The sequence below is a fragment of the Herbihabitans rhizosphaerae genome, assembly GCF_004216555.1.
Classification (GTDB): Bacteria; Actinomycetota; Actinomycetes; order Mycobacteriales; family Pseudonocardiaceae; genus Herbihabitans; species Herbihabitans rhizosphaerae.
The window spans coordinates 152,979-172,869 of the sequence record NZ_SGWQ01000003.1; the positions used below are offsets into that span (position 1 = coordinate 152,979).

Sequence of the window (19,891 nt, forward strand, 5' to 3'; positions counted from 1 at the left end):
CGTGCCGAAGGGCCAGGTGCGCGCGCCGGCGTCGGCCGACCAATTGGACGACGACGAAGGCGCGGCGCACACACCTGCCGAGGACACCTCCGAGGTCCAGGAGGTGCGCCGGTCGCTGTTCGGCGCGCCCATGCCGAGCGACCGGCTGCGCGGCTGGGTCGTCACGATCATCCTGGGCCTGATCGGCGGGATCATCCGGCTGCAGAACCTCGGCTGGCCGGCCGACCCGAGCACCACGCCGGTCTTCGACGAGAAGCACTACGTGCCGCAGTCGTGGCAGATGCTGCGCAACGGCGGCATCGAGGACAACCCCGGCTACGAGCTGACCGTGCACCCGCCGCTGGCCAAGCAGCTGATCGCGATCGGCGAGTGGATGTTCGGCTACAACGGCTGGGGCTGGCGGTTCTCCGCGGCCGTCGCCGGCACGATCATGATCATCCTGATCGTGCGGATCGCCCGCCGGCTGACCCGCTCGACGCTGCTCGGCGCGCTCGCCGGCGTGCTGCTGATCTGCGACGGGCTGAGCCACCTGCAGAGCCGCATGGGGATGCTGGACATCTTCCTCGCGCTGTTCGTGCTCATGGCGTTCGCCTGCCTGCTGGCCGACCGCGACCAGGTGCGCGACCGGCTCGCCGTCGCGGTCAGCGAGGGCTGGACCGAGGCCACGCGGTACGGGCCACGGCTCGGCGTGCGCTGGTGGCGCTTCGCCGCCGGTGTCTCGCTGGGTCTGGCCTGCGGGGCGAAGTGGTCGGGTCTGTGGTTCGTCGCCTCGTTCGGCCTGCTCAGCGTGTTCTGGGACGTCACGGCGCGGCGCGCGGCGGGGATCGAGCGGCCGTGGCTGGGCACCCTGCGCCGCGACCTGCTCCCGTCGCTGTGGGCGCTGCTGGTCATTCCGGTGCTCGCGTACCTGGCCACCTGGTGGGCGTGGTTCGCCAGCGAGACCGGCGTCGACCGGCATCTCGCCGAGCGCGGCAGGCACTCGGGTTGGTACGACTTCTTCCCCGAGGCGCTGCGATCGCTGTGGCAGTACGGCGGCACCGTGCTGAACTTCCACGAGAACCTGTCCACTCCGGACGGTGACCCGCATCCGTGGGAGTCCAAGCCGTGGACGTGGCCGATGGGGCTGCGGCCGATGCTCTACTACTACGACAACAGCGCGACCAGTTTCGGCTGCGGCGACGACAAGTGCGTGCGGGCCACGATGCTGATCGGCACGCCGGCGATGTGGTGGCTCGCGCTGCCGATGGTCGCCTACGGCCTGTGGCGGTGGATGGCCAGGATGGACTGGCGGTTCGCCGCCGTGCTGGTGCCCTACCTCGGCGGGCTGCTGCCCTGGTTCACCAATCTGGACCGGCAGATGTACTTCTTCTACGCCACGCCGATCGCGCCGTTCCTGGTGCTGGGGTTGGTGTTGATACTCGGCCAGATACTGGGCAGCGCGCGCGCCGGCTACGAGCGACGTGGCACCGGTGCGCTCGTGGTGGCGCTGTACGTCGGTCTGGTCGTGGCGAACTTCGTGTGGCTGTGGCCGATCCTCAACGGCGAGGCGATCACCGAGGACCGCTGGCAGGCCGAACTCTGGCTGCCGTCCTGGCGCTGACACCAGCCCGTCCGTCTACACGCGACAGTCCACATCAGACAGTCCACAATGGACCACATCGCGCGCTTTGGCCGTTCCCTACACCGTTGTGGCTGCCCCCACCCTCACCGGGGGCACCCCGCTAGCCAGTCTAGTCGTGGGTGGCGGGCGGGAGGGGCGGCAAGATCCACATGTGGATAAAACGGTACTTGTGGATGGTTGACCGTGCGGGTGATCAGCCGTGGGACGGGCGGGTGCGGTCGGGGTCGGGGCGCGGGGCGATCTTGGTGACCGGGCCCTCCTCCGCGTGCCCGGAGTCGGCCAGCCAGTCGCTCATCGCACGGGACACCGTGCCGAGGGTGGGCCGTCGCGCCGGCTCCGCGTCCAGCGCGGCGAGCAGCAGCCGCCGGTGCGCGCTGCGCTTGGGCAGCATGCTCACCGGCTCGGCCCGGGACGCCGCGAGCAGCGAGGCCATCGCGTTGTCCCGCACTCCGCGCGGCGGGTGCCCGGTCAGCGCGTAGCTGACGGTCGCGGCGAGCTGCCACGCGTCCGACGCCGGGGTTGCCTGCCGGCCGGCGGCGGTCTCCGGCGCGAGGAAGTCCGGCGTGCCGACCATCATGCCCGCGCTGGTCAGCGTGGAGTCGCCGCGGCTGCGCGCGATGCCGAAGTCGATCAGGTGCGGGGCGCCGCGCGGGTCGACGATCACGTTGGCGGGCTTGACGTCGCGGTGCAACACACCCTTCGCGTGCGCGGCGGACAGCGCGCCGGCCATGGTCATCCACAGTCGGGCGGAGGCCACGTCGTCCAGCGCGCCGCGGTCGTGCACCGCGTCGGCCAGCGCCTGCCCCTCGATGTACTCCATCACCAGGCCCAGCCCGTCGGTGTCCTCCACGATGTCGTACACCCGCACGCAGTTCGGGTGGTGCACGGCGGCCAGCGCGCGGGCCTCCCGGTACATCCGTTCCTCGGCCTCGGCGTCCGGCGCGTGCGCCATCTTCACCGCGACCGTGCGGTCGAGCTGGGTGTCGCGCGCCAGCCACACGGTGCCGAACCCGCCGTGGCCGAGCGCCCGGACCTTGCGGAACCGTCCGGTGTTATGCCACATGCTCGTGGTGCGCTCGTTGTCCCCGAACGGCAGCGGACCCGGTGCCGCGGCCAACTCCTGACGCGGCGGCCCGGGCGGCGGACTCGGCGGCGGCGGCTGATACGGCGGCGGCGCGGGTGCCTGGGTGGGCGGCCGGTAGGGCGGCGGCTGGTACGGCGGCGGTTGCTGGGCCGGCACGAACGGCGGCTCGGGCCGCTGCTCGGAGCGCCCGATGACCGACCAGCGCGGCGGCCCGACCAGCAGCACCGGGATCATGCCGAGCACGCTGGCCGGCAGGAAGCCGAGCCACAGGAAGGTCGCGACGTTCGCGCCGAGCGGGGCGCTGAACAGCCACAGCGCGACGAACGGCAGCCAGAACAGGCGGCCGGGCCACTTCGGGCCACGGCGCAGCGCCGCGCGGATCTGCAGCCACACGAACAGCAGGCACAGCAGCGGGACGACGACCAGGAACACGAGCCTGGCGATGTAGTCCAGCGCGTTGCCGGAGGAGTAGATCAGCGCCTCGTAGACGGTGGACTTGCCACCGAGGTAGACGCGCTGCTCGCCGACCCAGCAGGTGCCGGTGCGCAGGCTCGCCAGCTCGACGCTGGACAGACCGGTGGCGTCCGGCGTCGGCCGGCGGAACGCCGCGTGGAACACCTCGGAGATCCCGCTGGCGAACAGCCACGGCAGCAGGAACACCAGGATGCCGCCGATCACGCCGATGGTGATCAGCACGCCGCCGTTGTAGCGGTTGCCGGTGCCCTTGCGCACGATGGCGATGACGATCGCGCCGAACATGGGGAACAGCGCGAGGATGACGCCGGACATCATCGTGGCCCACACCCAGTCACCAGGGCAGATGTCCGGGCCGAAGATGTCGTGGGCGAGGGACAGCACGGAGGCGGCCAGCTGAACGAGTCCGTCCACCTGATCCCTCCTCGTCGTGCCCGCCCGGCGCCCCGCACCACCCTATGTGGATCGCCGATCGCTGACCGGGGAACCGTCAACTCTCGCGCGCGCACCCGCGCGGCTATCCACAGGCTCAGGTTATCCACAAGCCGACCGACTCTCGCCGCTCGACCACCATCGCCGACTACACTTGGCTCGAGGGCCGCCCCCGGTGTGGGTGGGGGTGCGTTGCCAGCGCGAAGGGTGTCCTCTGTGGACTGTCGCGTGTGGGGTGCGGGTGCGGCGGGAGCTCAGATCAGCGGCGGGTGTAGGTGCGGACGGTGACCGACGCGGTGACCGTCGTCTGGACGTCGGAGTCGAGCCGGGTGTCGCCGTGGCGTGCGCTCGGGCCCATGCCGATCACCGCGTCCACGTCCTCCGGCCGCAGCGACATCGCGTACTCCACATCCTCCCGCGCCGACGGCGTGAAGTGCGGCGACAGCTCGGTCGCGAGCCGCTCCTCCTTGCGCTCGTCCACGGTCAGCAACCCGAACGCGGCCACCAACTCCGCCAGGTGCCGCTCGGTCGGCGTGACCACGACCAGCGTGCCGCCCGGCTCGAGAATCCGGTGCGTCTGCGCACCGTTGCGGGGCGCGAACACGTTCAGCGCCACCGACACCACGCCGTCGCGCACCGGGATCCGCCGCCACACGTCGCACGCCACCGCGCCGATCCTCGGATGCGCCCGCGCGGCCACCCGCAGCGCGTACTTCGACACGTCCAGGGCGATCCCATACGCGGGCGCGGCGTCGAGCACTCGTGCGAGGTAGTAGCCGCTGCCGGCGCCCAGATCGGCCACCGCACCGGTGGCACCCCGCGCGGCCGACGCCACCGCGGCGGCGATCGGCGCGAAGTGGCCCGCCGCCAGGAATCGCTGCCGCGCGCCCACCATCGCCGCGGTGTCGCCCACCCCGCCGGGAGTGTCACCGGGCAGCAGGCTCACATATCCCTGGCGCGCGACGTCGAAGCTGTGCCGCCCGGGACACCGGACCGAACCGTCCACAAGGGACAGTCCGCCGTCACAGTGCGGGCATGCCAGGAACGGCAGAACGTCGCTGAGCACGCGCCAACCATACGAGCACGCCGACCGCCACCGCCGCCGCGAGCAGGTACACATTGCCCAGCAGCCACTGGCCGGCGTGCCACTCGACCTCCACGCCGGCACCGCTGGGCACCAGCGTGAACTGCCAGCCGCTGAACACCACGGCCGTCGCGGCCAGCGCCACCCAGCGCCACACCCCGGTCCACGGACGCAGCAGCAGCCCGACCGCCGGCACCACCCACACCCAGTGGTGCGTCCACGAGATCGGGCTCACCAGCAGCCCGCACAGCGCGGTGACCAGCAGCGCGCCCATCGGTTCACGGTCGTGCAGCCGCCGCACCACCACGGCCGCGACCACCAGGCACACCACGGCGAGCAGCACGTACAGCGCCATGGTCGCCGAGCCGAGCCCGGACCGCTGCAGCAACCCGTTGATGCTCTGGTTGCCCACCCACCCGTTGGAGGTGGCCTTGTTGCCGCCGAGCAGCGTGCCGGACCAGAACGCGGCCGTGTCGCCGGGCAACAGTACGGCGGCGAGCAGGTTCAGCCCGGCGAAGGTGGCCAGCGCCCGCGCCGCGTCCGCCCGCCGCCCGGTGACCAGCAGGTGCAGCACGAAGATCAACGGTGTGAGCTTGATCGCCGACGCCACGCCGATGAGCACCCCGGAGTACCGGGAACCCTTGAGCGCCAACACGTCCAGCGCGATCACCGCCATCAGCAACAGGTTGACCTGCCCGAGGCCGACCGACCGCCACACCGGCTCCAGCCCGAGCACGGCCACCGTGCCGAGGCCCACCGTCAGCGCGCGGCCGCCGCCGACCGCCAGCCGCATCGTCAGCCCCACGGCGACCGCGGACAGCAGCCCGAGCACGCCCCACACGAGCTGCGCGGGCAGCACGGCCAGCGGCGCGAACAGCAGCGCGGCGCACGGCAGGTAGGTGAACGGGAGCCCGGGCGCCCAGGACGGCATCGAGGTCAGCGGCTGGTACAGCGATTCGCCGCGCAGCACGGCCAGCGAACCGGCCCGGTAGACCGCGCTGTCCACGCCGGCCGGATACCCGGTCGCCCAGCACCACACCGACACCGCGAGCACGGCGGCGCCGACCACCCATGCCACGAGCGGCACGCGCGTCGACACACGACTGTCGTCGTCGGACATGGATTCCCCTCTGCCACGCAGGACCCGCACGATACCCAAGCGCGTTTACCCGCAGGCGGTTTCCTGGTAGGACGGGGCGATGCGGACGCTGACCATGCTCGCGGCGGCACTGGCCACCATGACCGCGCTCGTCACCCCGGCACAGGCGGCGGCACCGGTTCGCGCGCCGGCCGAGTTCGTCGCGCTGCGCGACGTGGCCCCGACGATCGTGCAGGAGATCCGGTACAAGGGCCGGCACAACTTCGTCGGCGAACCGATCGACGGGTACCGGCAGCCGATGTGCGTCCTGACCCGCCCGGCCGCCGAGGCGCTGCGCACCGCGCAGCACACGCTGCTGCGCCAGGGCTACACGCTGAAGGTGTACGACTGCTACCGCCCGCAGCGCGCCGTGGACCACTTCGTTCGCTGGGCCAAGGATCTCGCCGACGAGCGGATGAAGACCGAGTTCTACCCGAGGGTGGACAAGTCGCGGTTGTTCGCCGACGGCTACATCGCCGAGAAGTCCGGCCACAGCAGGGGAAGCACGCTGGACGTGACGCTGGTGAAGCTGCCATCCAAGCACCAGCCGCCGTTCCGGCCGGGCACGCCGCTGGTGCCGTGCTTCGCCCCGGCCGGCGAGCGCTTCGCGGACAACATGGTCGACATGGGCACCGGATTCGACTGTTTCGACACGCTGTCGCACACCGACGACCCGCGGATCACCGGCGAGGCGAGGGCGAACCGCGATCTGCTGCGGGGCACCCTCGCCGCCGTCGGTTTCCGCAATCTGCCCGAGGAATGGTGGCACTACACGCTCATCGACGAGCCGTTCCCGGACACCTACTTCGACTTTCCGGTTTCCCGGGGATCACTGTGCTCTTAGCAACTCCACGACGCTGCTGAGTCCGTCCTCGCCGAATCCGTCCGCGACCCGGCGGTCGACCAGGTCCCGCACCGGCGCGACGAGGTCGAACGGCACGCCGGCGTCCGCGCACGCGGCGGCGAACGTGCGGAATCCGGACGACTGCATCGCGAGGCTGTTCTCCTTGGTGGAGTGATCGCCGGCCTCGATCGCGCGCGCCTCGTCGGGCAGGAACGCGATCGTGGCACGCAGGAACGGCAGCAGCCGCTCGGTGAACGCGGTCGGCGTGATCCCCTCCGCGCCGGCCAGCGCGATGCCCTGGAACAGGCCGCCCAGCATCCCGTACATCCCGCACAGCATGGCCAGGTCGTACGCCGACGCGTGGCCGGCATCCGACCCCAGGAACACCGTCGTACCAAGGGTTTCCAGCGTGCCGCGATGCCGGTCGAACGCCGCCTCGGACCCGCTGTAGAGCACTGTCGCGTGCGGCGTGTGGATCATGGACGGCGAGGCCATGATCCCGCCGTCCAGATAGGTGATCCCGCGCTCGGCGGCCCACACGGCCACCGCACGGGCCTGCGCCGGGGTGCCGGTGGTCAGGTTCACCAGCGTCCTGCCGGGCAGCGCAGCCTCACCGTCGCGCAGCACCTCCCACACCGCGTCGTGATCGAGCACGCACACGATCACCAGGTCGGACGCGCACGCGTCGGCGACCGTGCCGGCGCGCACCGCGCCTTCGGCCACCAGCGCGCCGGCCCGCGCGGCCGTGCGGTTCCACACGGTGGTCGAGCGGCCGTCGGCCAGCATCGCCCTGGCCAGTGCCGCGCCCATCAGACCGAGGCCGATCACGGAAACCTTCATCATTCCCCTTTCCCGAGGTCCTCCCGATGCTCGAACAAACAGCCGAGTACGATCAAGTACGCACAATTAAGTGAGTCACTTACCGCGAAGTAAGAATCCATTCCGGTAAATGGGAAAACGAGTCGGTAGCGGAGGAAGAATGGCCGAGGAAACCCTGCGATCGGTGAGCATGGAGCGGATCGGGCACGGCCGCTACCGGGTCACCAACCGGCGCGGCGGCACGATCGAGATCGGCACCGGCGGCCGAGACGGTGACGAGGACACCGACTTCACCCCGGTCGAGTTGCTACTGGCCGCGATCGGCGGGTGCGGCGCGATCGACATCGACTTCATCACCGCGAAGCGGGCCGAGGCGGACACGTTCACCGTCACGGTCACCGGCGACAAGATCCGCGACGAGTCCGGCAACCGGATGACCAACCTGGCGATCACCTACGACATCGCGTTCCCGGACGGCGAGGCCGGCGACGCGGCGCGCGGCGTGCTGCCGCGCGCGGTCCAGCAGTCGCACGACCGGCTGTGCACGGTGTCCCGCACGGTCGAGCTCGGCACCCCGGTGGCCAACCACATCGCCGAGTAGCCGTCATCGGCAGTTCGCCGGTCGGCAATCTCGGTGTCCGACGCTGACCTCCCACCACGCGAACGGAGTCCAGGCATGACACGTGACGGCATCTCCCGGCGGAGCCTGCTGCGAGCGGGCGCGGTGGTCGGCGGCGCGGCGGCCACGCACTCGCTACTGCCACCGTCGCTGCACCGCGCGATGGCGGCACCGGTGCGCCCCGGCGGGCTGCGCGCCGTCGAGCACGTGATCGTGCTGATGCAGGAGAACCGCTCGTTCGACCACTACTACGGCACGCTGCGCGGGGTGCGCGGGTTCGGCGATCACGACCCGCTGCGTCAGCCGAACGGGCGCTCGGTGTTCCACCAGCCGAACGGGATAGGCGAGGTGCTGCCGTTCTCGCTGCGTGAGGCGGCCGCGCGGGAGGGCCGGCCGGGCACCGACATCCAGTACCTCGGCGACCTTCCGCACGGGTGGACCGACGCGAGCGCCGCGCGCGCGAACGGGTGGAACAACGGCTGGGTGCCGGCCAAGGGCGCGGCCACCATGACCCACTACGACCGGGCCGATGTTCCGCTGCAGTACGAGTTGGCCGACACGTTCACGATCCTGGACGCGTACCACTGCTCGATCCACGGCTCCACCAACCCGAACCGCAACTTCCTGATGTCCGGCACGACGGGCTACGAGCCGGGCACGACCAAGCGCGCGGTCACCAACGCGGCGTACTCCTACGACCATGCCGGCTACGAGTGGACCAGCTACCCCGAGCGGCTGCAGGCGGCCGGCGTGTCCTGGCAGGTGTACCAGGAGTGGGACAACTTCACCGACAACGCGCTCGAGTACTTCCTCCCGTACAAGAAGATCGGCCACAAAATCTTCTCGAAGGTTAACGGTAAGTACCGGACGACCGAGGAGTTCTACTACGCGCTGTTCGACAAGCCTGAGCCGGAGCGGCGGCGGCTGCTCGAGGAGTTCGAGGCCGGTCGCGCGGTGCTTACGCCCGAGGAGCGCGCGCTGTTCGACCGGGGCGCGTACCGCAGTGAGCCGGACACCCTGGCGGCCCGGCTGCGCGCGGACATCGCGGCCGGCACGCTGCCGAAGGTGAGCTGGCTGGTGCCGACCGCCGCGCTGTCCGAGCACCCCGGCGCGTCCACCCCGGTCGGCAGCGCGAACCTGATCTACCAGGTGTTGGACGCGATCGCGTCCGATGTGGACACCTGGTCCAAGACCGTGCTGCTGATCAACTTCGACGAGAACGACGGTTACTTCGACCACGTGCCGGCGCCCGTGCCCGCGTCGGTGAACGAGGCCGACTTCTACGACGGCAAACCGCTCGGGCTCGGGCCGCGGGTGCCGATGACGATCGTGTCGCCGTGGACGGTCGGCGGGTTCGTGGACTCGACCGTGGCCGACCACACCTCGGTGGTGCGCTTCCTGGAGCGCTGGACCGGTGTCGAGGAGCCGAACATCAGCCCGTGGCGGCGGCAGGTGTGCGGCGATCTGACCTCGGCGTTCGACTTCGAGCGCCCCGGCGCGCGGCCGAGGGTGGACGTGCCCGGCCCGATCCCGCCGGCGATCGAGCGCTGGCACCCGACGCCGCCGGTCGACCAGCGGCTGCCCGAGCAGGAAGCCGGCCGCCGTCCCGCGCGGGCACTGCCGTACCAGCCGAGCGTGTCGGCCCGAGTGGACGGCAAGGCGGGCGACACCGTGCTGGCCCTCACGCTGGCCAACGCGGGCCGCGCGCCGGCGCACTTCGCGGTGTACCCGTACGCCGGCGAGCTGCCGGCACCCGCGCACCGCGACGTCTCGCGCCGGCACGAGGAGCGGATTCCGTTGCGCGACAACGAGTATCGGCTCTCCGTGCAAGGGCCGAACCGGTTCTGGTGCGAGCTGGCCGGCACGGTCTCCGGCGCCGCGGCCGGCACCGATGTGCGGCTGGAGCCGTCCGGCACCCGGCTCGCGATCACCGTGGTGAATCGCGGCACGGCGCCGGTGACCGTCACGGTGAAGGCGCTGCGGTACGGCAACGCCCGGCACACCGCGAAGGTGTGGCCGGGCCAGGAGCGCCGGCTGCCGTGGCCCACCGAACACGGCTGGTACGACCTGGAGGCGACGGTCGCCGAGGACGCCTCGTTCCGCCGCCGGGTGACCGGCCGGGTGGAGGACGGCCGCCCCGGCGTCTCCGCCTGAGACCGCCAGGTGCTTCGCCGCGCGGCCCAGAGCTTGACAACTGCTCCAGCCACCCTCGGCGTACTTTAGCCCGCTAAAGTCCCCCGGCCACGGAGAAAGCGCAGGTCAGACAAGATCAGCAAGTGGCCGAAAATGTGAGGGTGGTACACCTACAGTCGCGGAGGGTGGCGCGGTCACCCTCACGGCTTGTGCGGCGCGCTAAGCGGGAACGGCTTCGAGGAGCCAGAACGACGCGGCGGGCGCCGGCAGCGGGGTGGCGTCCACGAGCGTGAAGCCGGCCTCGGCGAGCAGCTTCTGGAAGCCCGATCGGGTGCGCTCCTTGCCGCCCACATTGACCATCATGTTGAGGTCGCTGAGGTAGGTGATCGGCGACGCCTCGCCGGTCACCGTCTCCGGGAGCACCGGCTCGAGGATCAGCACGCGCCCGTCGTCGGGCAGAACCGCGCGGCAGTTGCGCAGGATCGTGACGCACTTCTGGTCGTCCCAGTCGTGCAGCACGCTCTTGATCAGGTAGCCGTCGGCGCCCTCGGGCACGGCGGCGAAGAAGTCACCGGTGCGGGTCGAGCACCGCTCGCCGAACGGTTCGAGCACCGGGCCGGACTCCGCCAGGCCGTCGGCCGTGTCGAACAGGACGCCGCGCACGGTCGGGTGCTCGCGCAGCACCGCGGCGAGCAGCGTGCCGTCTCCGCCGCCGATGTCGGTGAGGGTCTCGAAGCGGGCGAAGTCGTACGCGCCGGGCAGGGCGGCGGCCACCGCGCGGGTGCCCTGGCTCATCGCCTTGTTGAACTGGGTGGACAGCTCCGGCTGGGTGCCGAGGTAGGAGAAGAAGTCGGTGCCGAACACCGCGTCGAACGCGACATCGCCGGTGCGCACGCTGTCGTCCAGCCGCTCCCAGGCGCGAACCATGGTCGGGTCGGCGAACATCAGGGCCAGCTCGCGCACCGAGTCGGGCCGGTCGGACCGCAGCAGCGCGCCGACGTCGGTCAGCGTGAACACGCCGGCGTCGGTTTCCTCCACCAGCCCGAGCCCGGCGAGCGCGCGGGACAGCCGCAGGGTCGCCTCGGGATCGGTCGCGCACCGGCGCGCCAGCTCCTCGAAGGTCAGCTGGCCGCCGTCGAACGCGTCCAGTACGCCGAGCCGGGTGGCGGCGGCCACCGCGTGTGTCGCCAGGTGACCGAACGCCAACTGGGTCAGTTTCGCCCGGGCATCCACCTCTGAGCTCACCGTTTACCTCCCCTGATCGAGACCGAGGCCACTCTAGCGTACTTAGGTTAGCCTTACTTAATCGGGTACGGTCCTCCGAATCACCCGATCGAGCAGGTCGCAGAGGAGCGAAACCGCGGGCAGATCCGTCGCGGTGGCGTGGCCGCCGCCGTCGCCCTGGCCGTCGCGGCCACCGGCGCGGCGTGCTCATCGGACACGTCCGACGCGCAGACCAGCGGCGAGGTGCGCTCGGTGACCCACGACCACGGCACCACCGACAACGTGCCGGCCAAGCCGAAGCGGATCGTGTCGGTGAGCGTCACCCTGACCGGTCACCTGCTCGCACTCGACGCGCCGGCGGTGGCCACGCGGCGCACCATCCGGCGCTGTCGCACGGCGCGATCGGCGATCCGGAGATGGCCGGCCGGGGTCTGGACTACCGGTTCTGGCTGCTGCTGACCGACGCGGTGTTCGCCGTCGAGCCGCAGTGCCGCCGGCTGGTCACCGATCCCGCCGCCGATCACCCGATCGCACGCAGGCCGGACGCCGCGGTGGCGGCCAAGGCGGGCGGCGCTGAGCTGGGCGAGGTCGATCTCCCGCACAAGCGCGCGGCCCTGTTCGTCTACCCGCGCACGCCCGCCGACCTGCCCCCGATCAGTCCCGCAGCCCGCGCAGCATCACGGACATGATCCGGTCGGCCTGATCGGGCGGGGCGGTCTGGATCGCCGTGCCGATGGCGTGGCCGAGCTTGAGCAGATCGCGCGGCATCAGGTCCTTGCGGATCGCGCCGATCTGCTGCGCGGGGGTGAGCACCGAGGCCGCGGCGTCGCTCAGCATCGCGCGGCAGTGCTCGAACACCGGCGACTCCTTGTCCAGCGCGGCCTTGAGCGACGCGGCCAGCCCGTGCCCGTTGACGATGAAGTCGACCTGGTCGCGGAGCCAGTCGTCCACCATCTGCTCGGGCTCGGACTTCTCGGCGATCACCTCGGCGCGCGCGCACAGCCGGGCCACCTCGTCCCGGTAGACCGCCTCGATCAGCGCCAGCCGATCGGGAAAGTGCCGGTAGAGCGTGCCGGACCCGACCTCGGCACGCTTGGCGACCTCGTCCAGCGGCGCGTCCGGACCGTGCTCGGTGAACACCTCACGGGCGGTGGAGACGATCCGCTCGTAGTTGCGCCGCGCGTCGGCCCGCATGACCTCTCCCGAGTAGAAACGGACGGATTCTCCGGATAGGGTTGCACAAGTGGAGATCCTCTCCATATGCTAGCTCCACGGAACCGGAGATATTCTCCGCTTAGTTCGATCTCCCTGGAGCACTCCCTTGTCGGAAACAACGCTGCCCGTCGACCGCCCGGTCGCACCCCCACCGGCCCGCGTCGGCAACCGCGGTCTGGTGCTGGCCACGCTGCTGACCTGCCAACTCATGCTGATCCTCGACGTCACGGTGATGAACGTGGCGCTGCCCCGAATCCAGGACGACCTGCGGTTCACCCCGACCGGCCTGTCCTGGGTGATGAGCGGCTACACGCTGGTGTTCGGCGGGCTGCTGCTGCTCGGCGGCCGGGCCGGCGACGTGTTCGGACGGCGGCGCATGTTCGTCGCCGGCATCACGCTGTTCACCGTCGCCTCGCTGGCCGGAGGCCTCGCCGGATCGGCGGAGATGCTGCTGGCCGCCCGGGTCGCCCAGGGTGTCGGCGCCGCGATGGCCGGTCCGAGCACGATCGCCCTGATCACCACGACGTTCACCGAGCAGCACGCCAGGATGCGCGCGCTGGCCCTGTTCTCCGCGATGGCCAGCAGCGGCTTCGCCATCGGGCTGATCGTCGGTGGCCTGCTGACCGAGTGGCTGTCCTGGCGGGCGGTGCTGTTCATCAACGTGCCGTTCGGCATCGCGATCGCGATCCTGGCGGTCCGGCTCGTGCCGGAGACCGATCGCCGCCGCGCACGGCTCGACCTGCCGGGCGCGATCACCGCGACGCTCGGCGTCGGCGCGCTGGTGTACGGCTTCATCAGGGCGGCCGAGGTCGGCTGGGGCGACACGGTCACCCTGGCCGCACTCGCCGCCGGCGCGGCCTTGATCGCCGCGTTCGTGCTGATCGAACTGCGGGCCGAGGCGCCGATCCTGCCGCTGCGCCTGCTCGCCGACCGCGACCGGGCCGCCGCCTACGTCAACTTCTTCCTCGGCCCGATGGCCGGCATGTCGATGTTCTTCTTCCTCACCCAGTACCTGCAGGACGTGCGCGACTTCGGCGCGCTGACCACCGGGTTCGCCTTCCTGCCGATGGCCGGCACGCTGTTCGCCACCAGCCGGCTGATCCCGAGGCTGCTGCCCCGGTTCGGCCCGAAGCCGCTGTCCATGTTCGGGTCCGCGCTGATGGTGGCCGGCATGCTCATGCTCACCCAGTTGACCGTCGACTCGACCTACCCGGCCGGGTTGCTGGCGCCGATGATCCTGATGGGCGGCGGTATGGGGCTCGCCTTCTCACCGCTGAACGTGATCATCATGTCCACCGTCCCGCCGGCCGACGCGGGAGCCGCCGGTGGCGCGCTGCAGACCATGCAGCAGCTCGGCGGCACCCTGGGCCTGGCCATCCTGGTCACGGTGTTCGGCTCGTCGTCGAGGGCGGCGACCGCGGCCGGCCAGTCGCCGGATCAGGTGCTCACCACCGGCGCCACCGACGCGTTCCAGGTCTCGGTGGTGATCGCGGCGCTGTCCTTCCTGGTGGCGCTCACGTTCCGCGCTAGATCACGGCGGTAGTGGCGACGACGGTGGTCTCGGTGGGGCGGTAGCTGTTGATCAACGTGACATCGGCGCCGACGTGCTCGTGCCAGCGGCGCACCCACTCCGGGCTGGCCGCCTCCCCGCCGATGATCACCAGCCGCACGGCCGGCGGCAGCGCGACGCCGGCCGTGCAGACCGCGTAGGCCAGCTCGTGCCAGTACGCGGTGGGCAGATCGAGCACGGTGACCTGGTGGCGCGCGCAGTGTTCGAGGAACACGGCCACCGACTCCACCTCGGCCGGCCGGGTCACCAGCGTCGCCCCGGCGGTGAGCGCCACGAAGATCTCCTCCACGCTGGCGTCGAAGTGCGGCGGCGCGAACTGCAGCACCCGATCGTCCGCGGTGATCTCGTAGCGGGCGGTCGCGGCGGCGGTGAACGCGGCCAGCGCGCCGTGCTCGACCATCACGCCCTTGGGCGCACCGGTCGACCCGGACGTGTAGATCACGTATGCCAAATCCTTGCGCCCCAACGGTTTCAGCGCGACCGGTGCGTCACCGGCCGGCACCGCGGTGATCACGGCGGCGGGCTTGGCGTCGGTCAGCACGGCGTCCAGCCGGGCGAGTGGCGTGTCCGGATCGAGCGGCAGGTACGCGGCACCGGCGAGCAGCACGCCGAGGATCGCGGTCACCACGTCGACGCCTCTGGCCAGGCACACGGCGACCACCTGGTCGGGCGTCACGCCCCGGTCGGCGAGATCGGCGACCACCGCGCCGGCCCGCGCCCACAGCTCGCCGTAGCTGAGCACGGTGTCGCCGTCGCGAATCGCCACCGCGTCCGGGTTCTCCAGTACGCGGGCGGCGATCAGGTCCGGCACGAGCGCCGCCGGTACCTCGGGGCCACCGCTGAGCGCACGCGCCGCCACGGCCGGCCGCGCGTGCGGGTCGGCCGCGATCAGGTGCAGCAGTTCGCAGGCCAGCGCCAGCAGATCGGCGTCGGCGTGGACCGACGGATCGCCGTCCACCTCGACGAACAGGTCGGCACCCTGCTCGCGGACGGCGATCAAGAGCCCGTCGACCGGGCCGGCGGACAGGTTCCGCACGGTCGCGGTCGCGTCGCCAAACGCCAGCGCGCCGCCGAACGGCAGCACGTTCACCACCGGCCAGAACAGCCGGGCGCCGCGCAGGTCGCGGCGGAGATCCTCGTGCCGGTACCGCTGGTGCGCACGGGTCGCGTCCAGTTCGCCGGCGACCGCCTCGATCACGGAGGCGAGCGTCGCCTCCGGAGGCACCGGCACCCGCAGCGGCACGATGTTCATCACCCGTCGCGGGCACCCGCGCGGCGGCGGTGCCCAGCCGGCAGAGCACGGGCAGGCCGAGCACCACCTCGCGGGCCGAAGTCCTGCGTGCGGCGAACATCGCCGTCGCCGCGATGATCAACTCGGGCCAGGCCCGGCCGAGGCGCTCAGCGTCGGCGCGCAGGGTGGCCGCCGCCGTGGCGGACACCGGCACCCGCACCCGGCGCGGCACGCTCGGGGTGCGCGCGACCTCGCCGTCCGGCCGGGGCGCACCGTCCAGGTAGTCGAGCCAGAAGCGGCGGTCGGCGTCGTGCTCGGCCGAAGTCTGGTACTCCTCGTCCGCCTCGATCAGTGGGGCCAGCGGCGCGAACGGCCGGCGCACCGGTTTGCCTCCGGTCAGCTCGGCGTAGTGCGCGGCGACCCGGCGCAGCAGCATTCCGCGGGCGAACCCGTCCACCGCGACGTGGTGCACTCGCTGGTACCACCAGTGTTCGCGCGGGCCGATGACGATCAGCGCCTCGGCGTACAGCGGCTCGCCGGCCAGATCGACCGGGGTGGCCAGATCGCCGGCCATCCAGTGCTCGGCGGCCGCGCGTGGATCGAACTCGTCGGACAGATCGATCATTCGCGGCGCGAACGGTAAGGCGTCGATCGTCTGCCACGGTTGTTCGGCGAGACCGAATCGGGCACGCAGCGAGTCCGATTCGGCGACACACCTGGTCACCGCTTCGGTGAACGCGTCGACGTCCAGCTCGCCGCGGATCTCCACGACGTCGGCGGTGTTGTAGGCCGGGTTGTCCGGTTCGAGTTGCTGGGCGAACCAGATGCCGCGCTGCGCCGCGGTGAGCGGCAACCGGTCAGACACACGCCACCTCGCTCGACACGGTGCTCCAACGCGCGGTCAGCGCGCGCAGGCCGTCGGCGATCCCACCACGCCAGCACGCGGAGTCGTGCCCGCCGTGGTACTCGCGGTAGGTCAGCGGATATCCCTTGGCTGTCAACACATCCCGCAGTCGCCGGGTCGGTTCGAGCAGCTCCCACTCCAGCAGGCCGACCTCCAGGTCGAACGCGATCGGCAGCCGGGGCGCGGCGGCCAGGTGCCGGGTCAGCCAGCACGGCTCGGCGCCGAACTCGCCGCCGCCCGGCCACCAGAACGAGCCGGCCTGACTCAGTACGTTGCCGAAGCGCTCGGGCACCCTGGTCGCGGCGAACACGGCGGTCAGCCCGCCGAGGCTCTGGCCGGCGACGATCGTGCGGGCCGGATCGGCCGTCAGCCGCCACCGGCCGGTGGCCCACGGCAGCAACTCGTCGGTGAGGAAGCGGGTGAACTCGTGGTCGCAGGCCAGTTCGACCGACCTGGTGCGCACGTCGATCGAGTCCACCAGCAGCGCGATCATGGGCGGGATCTGGCCGGCGGCGATCAGGTTGTCCAGCGTGTGCCGGATCGCCAGCGAGCGGCCCCACACATCGCCGTCGAACAGCACGAGCAGCGGGTACGGCTCGCCGCGGTCGCGGTAACCCGGCGGCGTGTAGGTCCAGATCGTGCGCGCGTTGCCCAGGATCTCCGAGTTCAGCCGCGCGACGGCGACCATGCCGGCGCGGGTGCCGGGGACGGCGGGCCACCACGGCTGCGACGGTGCGTCGGGCAGTTCGGCCAGCGACAGGTCGGGTCCGCCGAACTTGTTCGGGAACGTTCGCGGGTTCAACGGATCGGTGACCGCGCCGGCGCGCAGCCGCTGCCAGGCCGCCCGGTCCGGCCCGCGCCACACCGCCGGCTCGACGGGCGCCTCGGTCAGCGGCGACAGCGCGTAGGTGCCGCGCCAGTCGGCCCGCAACCGGTAGCTGAGGTGCCACACGTCGGTGCCGTCGAGCCGCCGAAGCAGGCTCGGCGCGAGGTCGTTGTAGTCGGTCAACTTGTTGGCGTGCAACAGAACCGCGCGCTGGCCGGTGTCGCGCCAGAGGAACGTGACGATCCGGTACGCGGGATCGTCATCGGGTTCGATGAGCGGGGTGCCCTCGGCTTCCACGGTGCGCCAGAACTGGGCGGTGCCACCGGGCTTCAGCGCGGCGATCCGCGGACTGTCGACCACGGGCAGCGGGGTCGGGCGCCGGGTGTGCGGCGGCAACGCCGGTCGCCGTTCCTCGTTCGGTCCGCCTGTCACACCATTAGGTTAGCCTAAGTTTACCGCGATGCCGCCGCAGGTGTGAGAGTGATCGCCACGGTGTTGCCCGGCCCGGCCACCGTCCCGTTGATCATGTTCGTGGCCGCCCCGCACCCGGTGAACGGCGGGATCGCGTACGTCCCGGTCAGCGCGCCGCCCGCGGCCGGGTCGAACCCTGCGCCCGAGCGAAGTACGACATTGGCCGCGGTCCGGCAGGTCGGTCCGCCGGCGATCGGGAGGCCGAGGACCGTCACCCTGGTCAGCGTGATCGTCACGGTGGACGCCGTGCTGAGCACGCCGCCGGCGAGCGTGCCGGTGGCCGGGCCGGTCGCGAACTGGACGTCCGCCTCGGCCGGGAGCACCCCGGCGAGCAGCAACGTCACCTTGGTCGGCCGGAGTGTCAGCTCGGCGGTGTGCGTGCCGGCGGCCAGATCCAGGGTGGCCGCCGCATTTCCGGTCAGCGACACCGTGGTGCGTGCCGCCGCGAGCGTGGACGTGCCGGCGAGCGTATAGGCGTGCTGTGCCACGGCGGGCCGGGTGCGCACGGTGACCGGAGCACTCAGTTTGGATTTGTAGCCGTTGCCGTCGCGGGCCTGCACGGTGAAGGTGTACTCGGTGTCCGGTGCCAGCCCCGCGATCGTGGCCTCGGTACCCGGAACCGACGCCACCTTCTCGGCGCCGCGGAACACGTCATAGGCGACGATCGGATACCACCAGCCGGACGGCGACCAGGCCAGCGAGACACTGTCGTGCGAGGTGGCGGTGGCGTGCGGGTTGCCCGGCGTGGTCGGCCGCTCGACGATGATCGTGCCGATCGTGGTGAGCACGTTGTCCTGGCCGGGCTCGAGAGTGCACTGATGGGTGAGCACGTCGACCCATCCGCCGGCCTTCCGCAAATACGTCTCGAGCTGAATGTTCTCCAGCGTGAAGGTGGTCGGTGTCGTCCGAATGTGCTGCGCCGGATAGGTACCGGACGCGGTCAACACCATTCCCGGCGCGACCGGCGTGTCCGGAATTGTCGCCGGCGCGGCGGTTTGCCGGACGCCGTCCACGTCTTTGACGAGGCTGCCGATGGAGACTTTCGAGCTGACGGAAACGGTACCGGCGAGAACGAAGGCATCCACCACTCGCTGCGGCAACGCCATTCCGGCGGCGATCGGGAAGGCCGGCGTGTCCGGTTCGTCCGGCTCGACCCAGCGCGGCGGATCCGCGTCGTAGACGACCGGCACGACCTGCTCGCCGATCAGCGGAAACGCGCACCGATAGGTCAGCGCGATGCCCGATTTCGTGTGAACCGTGACGGGTTCGCTCATTCGCGACGTGTAGCCGTACTCGTCGCGCGCCTGAACGGTGAACGTGTATTCAGTGCCCGGCGCGAGGCCGTTCACGGTCGCCTGTGTGCCCGGTACGGAAGCGACTTTCTCATTTCCCCGGAAGACGTCGTAGGCGACGATCGGAAACATCCAGCCCGAGGGGCGCCAGGCGAGCGAGACGCTGGTCGGCGTCGTCGCGGTGGCCCGGAGCTCACCCGGCTGCGTCGGCCGTTCCACCAGAACTCCGTTGATGACGGCGAGAACGGCGTTCTGCCCCGGCTCCAGCCGGCATGGCACGCCGACCGGATCGAACGTCCACCCCGAGTCCGTCAACACGAAAAGGCTGAGCCCGATGTCGCCGACGGCGAGTTCGTGCGGCTGCCACGCGGAAAGCGTGAACGACGGGTATTTTCCAGTCATCACGATGTCGAATGGCGCCGAATTGGGGATATCGGTCTGCGGAATCGTCACCGGAACCGTGATCGGCAGCGGTGTGCCGGGATTGGTCGCGAGCGTCGTGGCGACCGTTCCACCGCCCTTGATCGCTTTCGCGCCGATCACCCGGAGCCCCTCCGCGACGGTCTGCGAGGCGGTGGCGGTCAGCTTCACGTCGAACTGCGGGCTCGGCGCGCCGACCTCGACCATGTCCGGCGGATCGGCCTCGAACTCGACCGGCACGACGTGCTCGCCGATGAGCGGGAACACGCACCGGTAGTTCACCGTGTGCCGCACCGGATCGGCGGCGGTGACAGGGCCGACAGAGGCGACCGAAGATGTGGGGAGCACGAGCATTCCGGTCGCGGCAATCGCCGTCGCCGTCAACAGTTCGACAATTCTGAAACCACGCACGGGGAATCCCTTCGGGGAACGTGGCGAAATGTTTCTCGACAGTAAACCCGAGCCGGATCGCGGTCAACGGTCGCACCAT

The 19,891-nt window shown here is 71.0% G+C and carries 16 protein-coding genes and 1 pseudogene; 7 read left to right on the forward strand and 10 right to left on the reverse strand.

Annotation, left to right across the window (positions count from 1 at the left end; all coding sequences use genetic code 11):
• Positions 1-103 precede the first annotated feature (103 nt).
• Entirely contained in the window at positions 104-1,600 is a 1,497-nt protein-coding gene (locus EV193_RS10345; protein ID WP_242613344.1) for a dolichyl-phosphate-mannose--protein mannosyltransferase, read from the forward strand.
• A 214-nt stretch (positions 1,601-1,814) separates the two neighbouring features.
• Here EV193_RS10345 and EV193_RS10350 read toward each other — a convergent pair whose 3' ends face one another.
• From EV193_RS10350 to EV193_RS10360, 3 genes are all read right to left on the reverse strand, one after another.
• Positions 1,815-3,593: a serine/threonine-protein kinase gene (locus EV193_RS10350; protein ID WP_242613274.1), complete on the reverse strand. Its 1,779-nt coding sequence runs from the start codon at positions 3,591-3,593 to the stop codon at positions 1,815-1,817.
• A gap of 277 nt (positions 3,594-3,870) precedes the next feature.
• Positions 3,871-4,677 (reverse strand): putative RNA methyltransferase, encoded by an 807-nt coding sequence (locus tag EV193_RS10355; RefSeq protein ID WP_130343836.1) that lies wholly within the window; start codon positions 4,675-4,677, stop codon positions 3,871-3,873.
• Positions 4,634-5,815 (reverse strand): glycosyltransferase 87 family protein, encoded by a 1,182-nt coding sequence (locus tag EV193_RS10360; protein WP_130343837.1) that lies wholly within the window; start codon positions 5,813-5,815, stop codon positions 4,634-4,636. The genes EV193_RS10355 and EV193_RS10360 overlap by 44 nt, the downstream gene beginning before the upstream one ends.
• Positions 5,816-5,894: 79 nt before the next feature.
• On the opposite strand from EV193_RS10360, the gene EV193_RS10365 reads away from it, so the two are divergent.
• Positions 5,895-6,677 (forward strand): M15 family metallopeptidase, encoded by a 783-nt coding sequence (locus EV193_RS10365; RefSeq protein WP_130343838.1) that lies wholly within the window; start codon positions 5,895-5,897, stop codon positions 6,675-6,677.
• On the opposite strand, the gene EV193_RS10370 is transcribed toward EV193_RS10365, so the two are convergent.
• Positions 6,663-7,520, reverse strand: a complete 858-nt coding sequence (locus EV193_RS10370) for an NAD(P)-dependent oxidoreductase (protein ID WP_130343839.1) — start codon at positions 7,518-7,520, stop codon at positions 6,663-6,665. The genes EV193_RS10365 and EV193_RS10370 overlap by 15 nt on opposite strands.
• A gap of 136 nt (positions 7,521-7,656) precedes the next feature.
• Between EV193_RS10370 and EV193_RS10375 the strand changes: the two genes are divergently transcribed.
• Together EV193_RS10375 and EV193_RS10380 are read left to right on the forward strand one after the other, a co-directional pair.
• Positions 7,657-8,097 (forward strand): OsmC family protein, encoded by a 441-nt coding sequence (locus tag EV193_RS10375; RefSeq protein WP_130343840.1) that lies wholly within the window; start codon positions 7,657-7,659, stop codon positions 8,095-8,097.
• Positions 8,098-8,172: 75 nt separating this feature from the next.
• On the forward strand, positions 8,173-10,269 hold the full coding sequence (locus EV193_RS10380; protein WP_130343841.1) for a phosphocholine-specific phospholipase C: 2,097 nt from the start codon (positions 8,173-8,175) through the stop codon (positions 10,267-10,269).
• A gap of 198 nt (positions 10,270-10,467) precedes the next feature.
• Here EV193_RS10380 and EV193_RS10385 read toward each other — a convergent pair whose 3' ends face one another.
• Positions 10,468-11,493, reverse strand: a complete 1,026-nt coding sequence (locus tag EV193_RS10385; protein ID WP_130343842.1) for a methyltransferase — start codon at positions 11,491-11,493, stop codon at positions 10,468-10,470.
• 138 nt (positions 11,494-11,631) lie between these two features.
• Here EV193_RS10385 and EV193_RS33730 point away from each other — a divergent pair, with 138 nt between their 5' ends.
• Both EV193_RS33730 and EV193_RS10395 read left to right on the forward strand, forming a co-directional pair.
• On the forward strand, positions 11,632-11,931 hold the full coding sequence (locus EV193_RS33730; RefSeq protein WP_207222583.1) for a hypothetical protein: 300 nt from the start codon (positions 11,632-11,634) through the stop codon (positions 11,929-11,931).
• Positions 11,889-12,161 carry a hypothetical protein gene (locus tag EV193_RS10395; RefSeq protein WP_130343843.1) on the forward strand — a complete coding sequence of 91 codons (273 nt, stop codon included), beginning with the start codon at positions 11,889-11,891 and terminating at the stop codon, positions 12,159-12,161. The genes EV193_RS33730 and EV193_RS10395 overlap by 43 nt, the downstream gene beginning before the upstream one ends.
• On the opposite strand, the gene EV193_RS10400 is transcribed toward EV193_RS10395, so the two are convergent.
• Positions 12,127-12,666, reverse strand: a complete 540-nt coding sequence (locus tag EV193_RS10400; RefSeq protein WP_130343844.1) for a TetR/AcrR family transcriptional regulator — start codon at positions 12,664-12,666, stop codon at positions 12,127-12,129. The genes EV193_RS10395 and EV193_RS10400 overlap by 35 nt on opposite strands.
• 127 nt (positions 12,667-12,793) lie before the next feature.
• On the opposite strand from EV193_RS10400, the gene EV193_RS10405 reads away from it, so the two are divergent.
• Complete coding sequence (locus tag EV193_RS10405) at positions 12,794-14,230, forward strand: MFS transporter (protein ID WP_165401314.1); 1,437 nt, start codon at positions 12,794-12,796, stop codon at positions 14,228-14,230.
• On the opposite strand, the gene EV193_RS10410 is transcribed toward EV193_RS10405, so the two are convergent.
• The 4 genes and pseudogenes from EV193_RS10410 to EV193_RS10425 all read right to left on the reverse strand — a co-directional run bounded on the left by EV193_RS10410 (position 14,214) and on the right by EV193_RS10425 (position 19,812).
• Complete coding sequence (locus tag EV193_RS10410; protein WP_130343845.1) at positions 14,214-15,509, reverse strand: AMP-binding protein; 1,296 nt, start codon at positions 15,507-15,509, stop codon at positions 14,214-14,216. The genes EV193_RS10405 and EV193_RS10410 overlap by 17 nt on opposite strands.
• Positions 15,510-15,600: 91 nt before the next feature.
• A pseudogene (locus tag EV193_RS34725) lies at positions 15,601-16,353 on the reverse strand (condensation domain-containing protein); the annotation flags it as partial.
• Positions 16,346-17,650, reverse strand: coding sequence for an enterochelin esterase (gene fes / locus EV193_RS10420; RefSeq protein ID WP_130343846.1), 1,305 nt, complete (start codon positions 17,648-17,650; stop codon positions 16,346-16,348). The gene fes and the pseudogene EV193_RS34725, both read right to left, overlap by 8 nt.
• A 20-nt stretch (positions 17,651-17,670) precedes the next feature.
• Entirely contained in the window at positions 17,671-19,812 is a 2,142-nt protein-coding gene (locus tag EV193_RS10425; RefSeq protein WP_130343847.1) for a fibronectin type III domain-containing protein, read from the reverse strand.
• Positions 19,813-19,891 lie beyond the last annotated feature (79 nt).

What these genes read in the sequence shown, in the direction of transcription:
- EV193_RS10360 (WP_130343837.1), bottom strand. Translation starts at nt 5,815, where the DNA reads ATGTCCGACGACGACAGTCGTGTGTCGACGCGCGTGCCGCTCGTGGCA.
- EV193_RS10365 (WP_130343838.1), top strand. Translation starts at nt 5,895, where the DNA reads ATGCGGACGCTGACCATGCTCGCGGCGGCACTGGCCACCATGACCGCG.
- EV193_RS10370 (WP_130343839.1), bottom strand. Translation starts at nt 7,520, where the DNA reads ATGATGAAGGTTTCCGTGATCGGCCTCGGTCTGATGGGCGCGGCACTG.
- EV193_RS10375 (WP_130343840.1), top strand. Translation starts at nt 7,657, where the DNA reads ATGGCCGAGGAAACCCTGCGATCGGTGAGCATGGAGCGGATCGGGCAC.
- EV193_RS10380 (WP_130343841.1), top strand. Translation starts at nt 8,173, where the DNA reads ATGACACGTGACGGCATCTCCCGGCGGAGCCTGCTGCGAGCGGGCGCG.
- EV193_RS10395 (WP_130343843.1), top strand. Translation starts at nt 11,889, where the DNA reads ATGGCCGGCCGGGGTCTGGACTACCGGTTCTGGCTGCTGCTGACCGAC.
- EV193_RS10400 (WP_130343844.1), bottom strand. Translation starts at nt 12,666, where the DNA reads ATGCGGGCCGACGCGCGGCGCAACTACGAGCGGATCGTCTCCACCGCC.
- EV193_RS10410 (WP_130343845.1), bottom strand. Translation starts at nt 15,509, where the DNA reads ATGAACATCGTGCCGCTGCGGGTGCCGGTGCCTCCGGAGGCGACGCTC.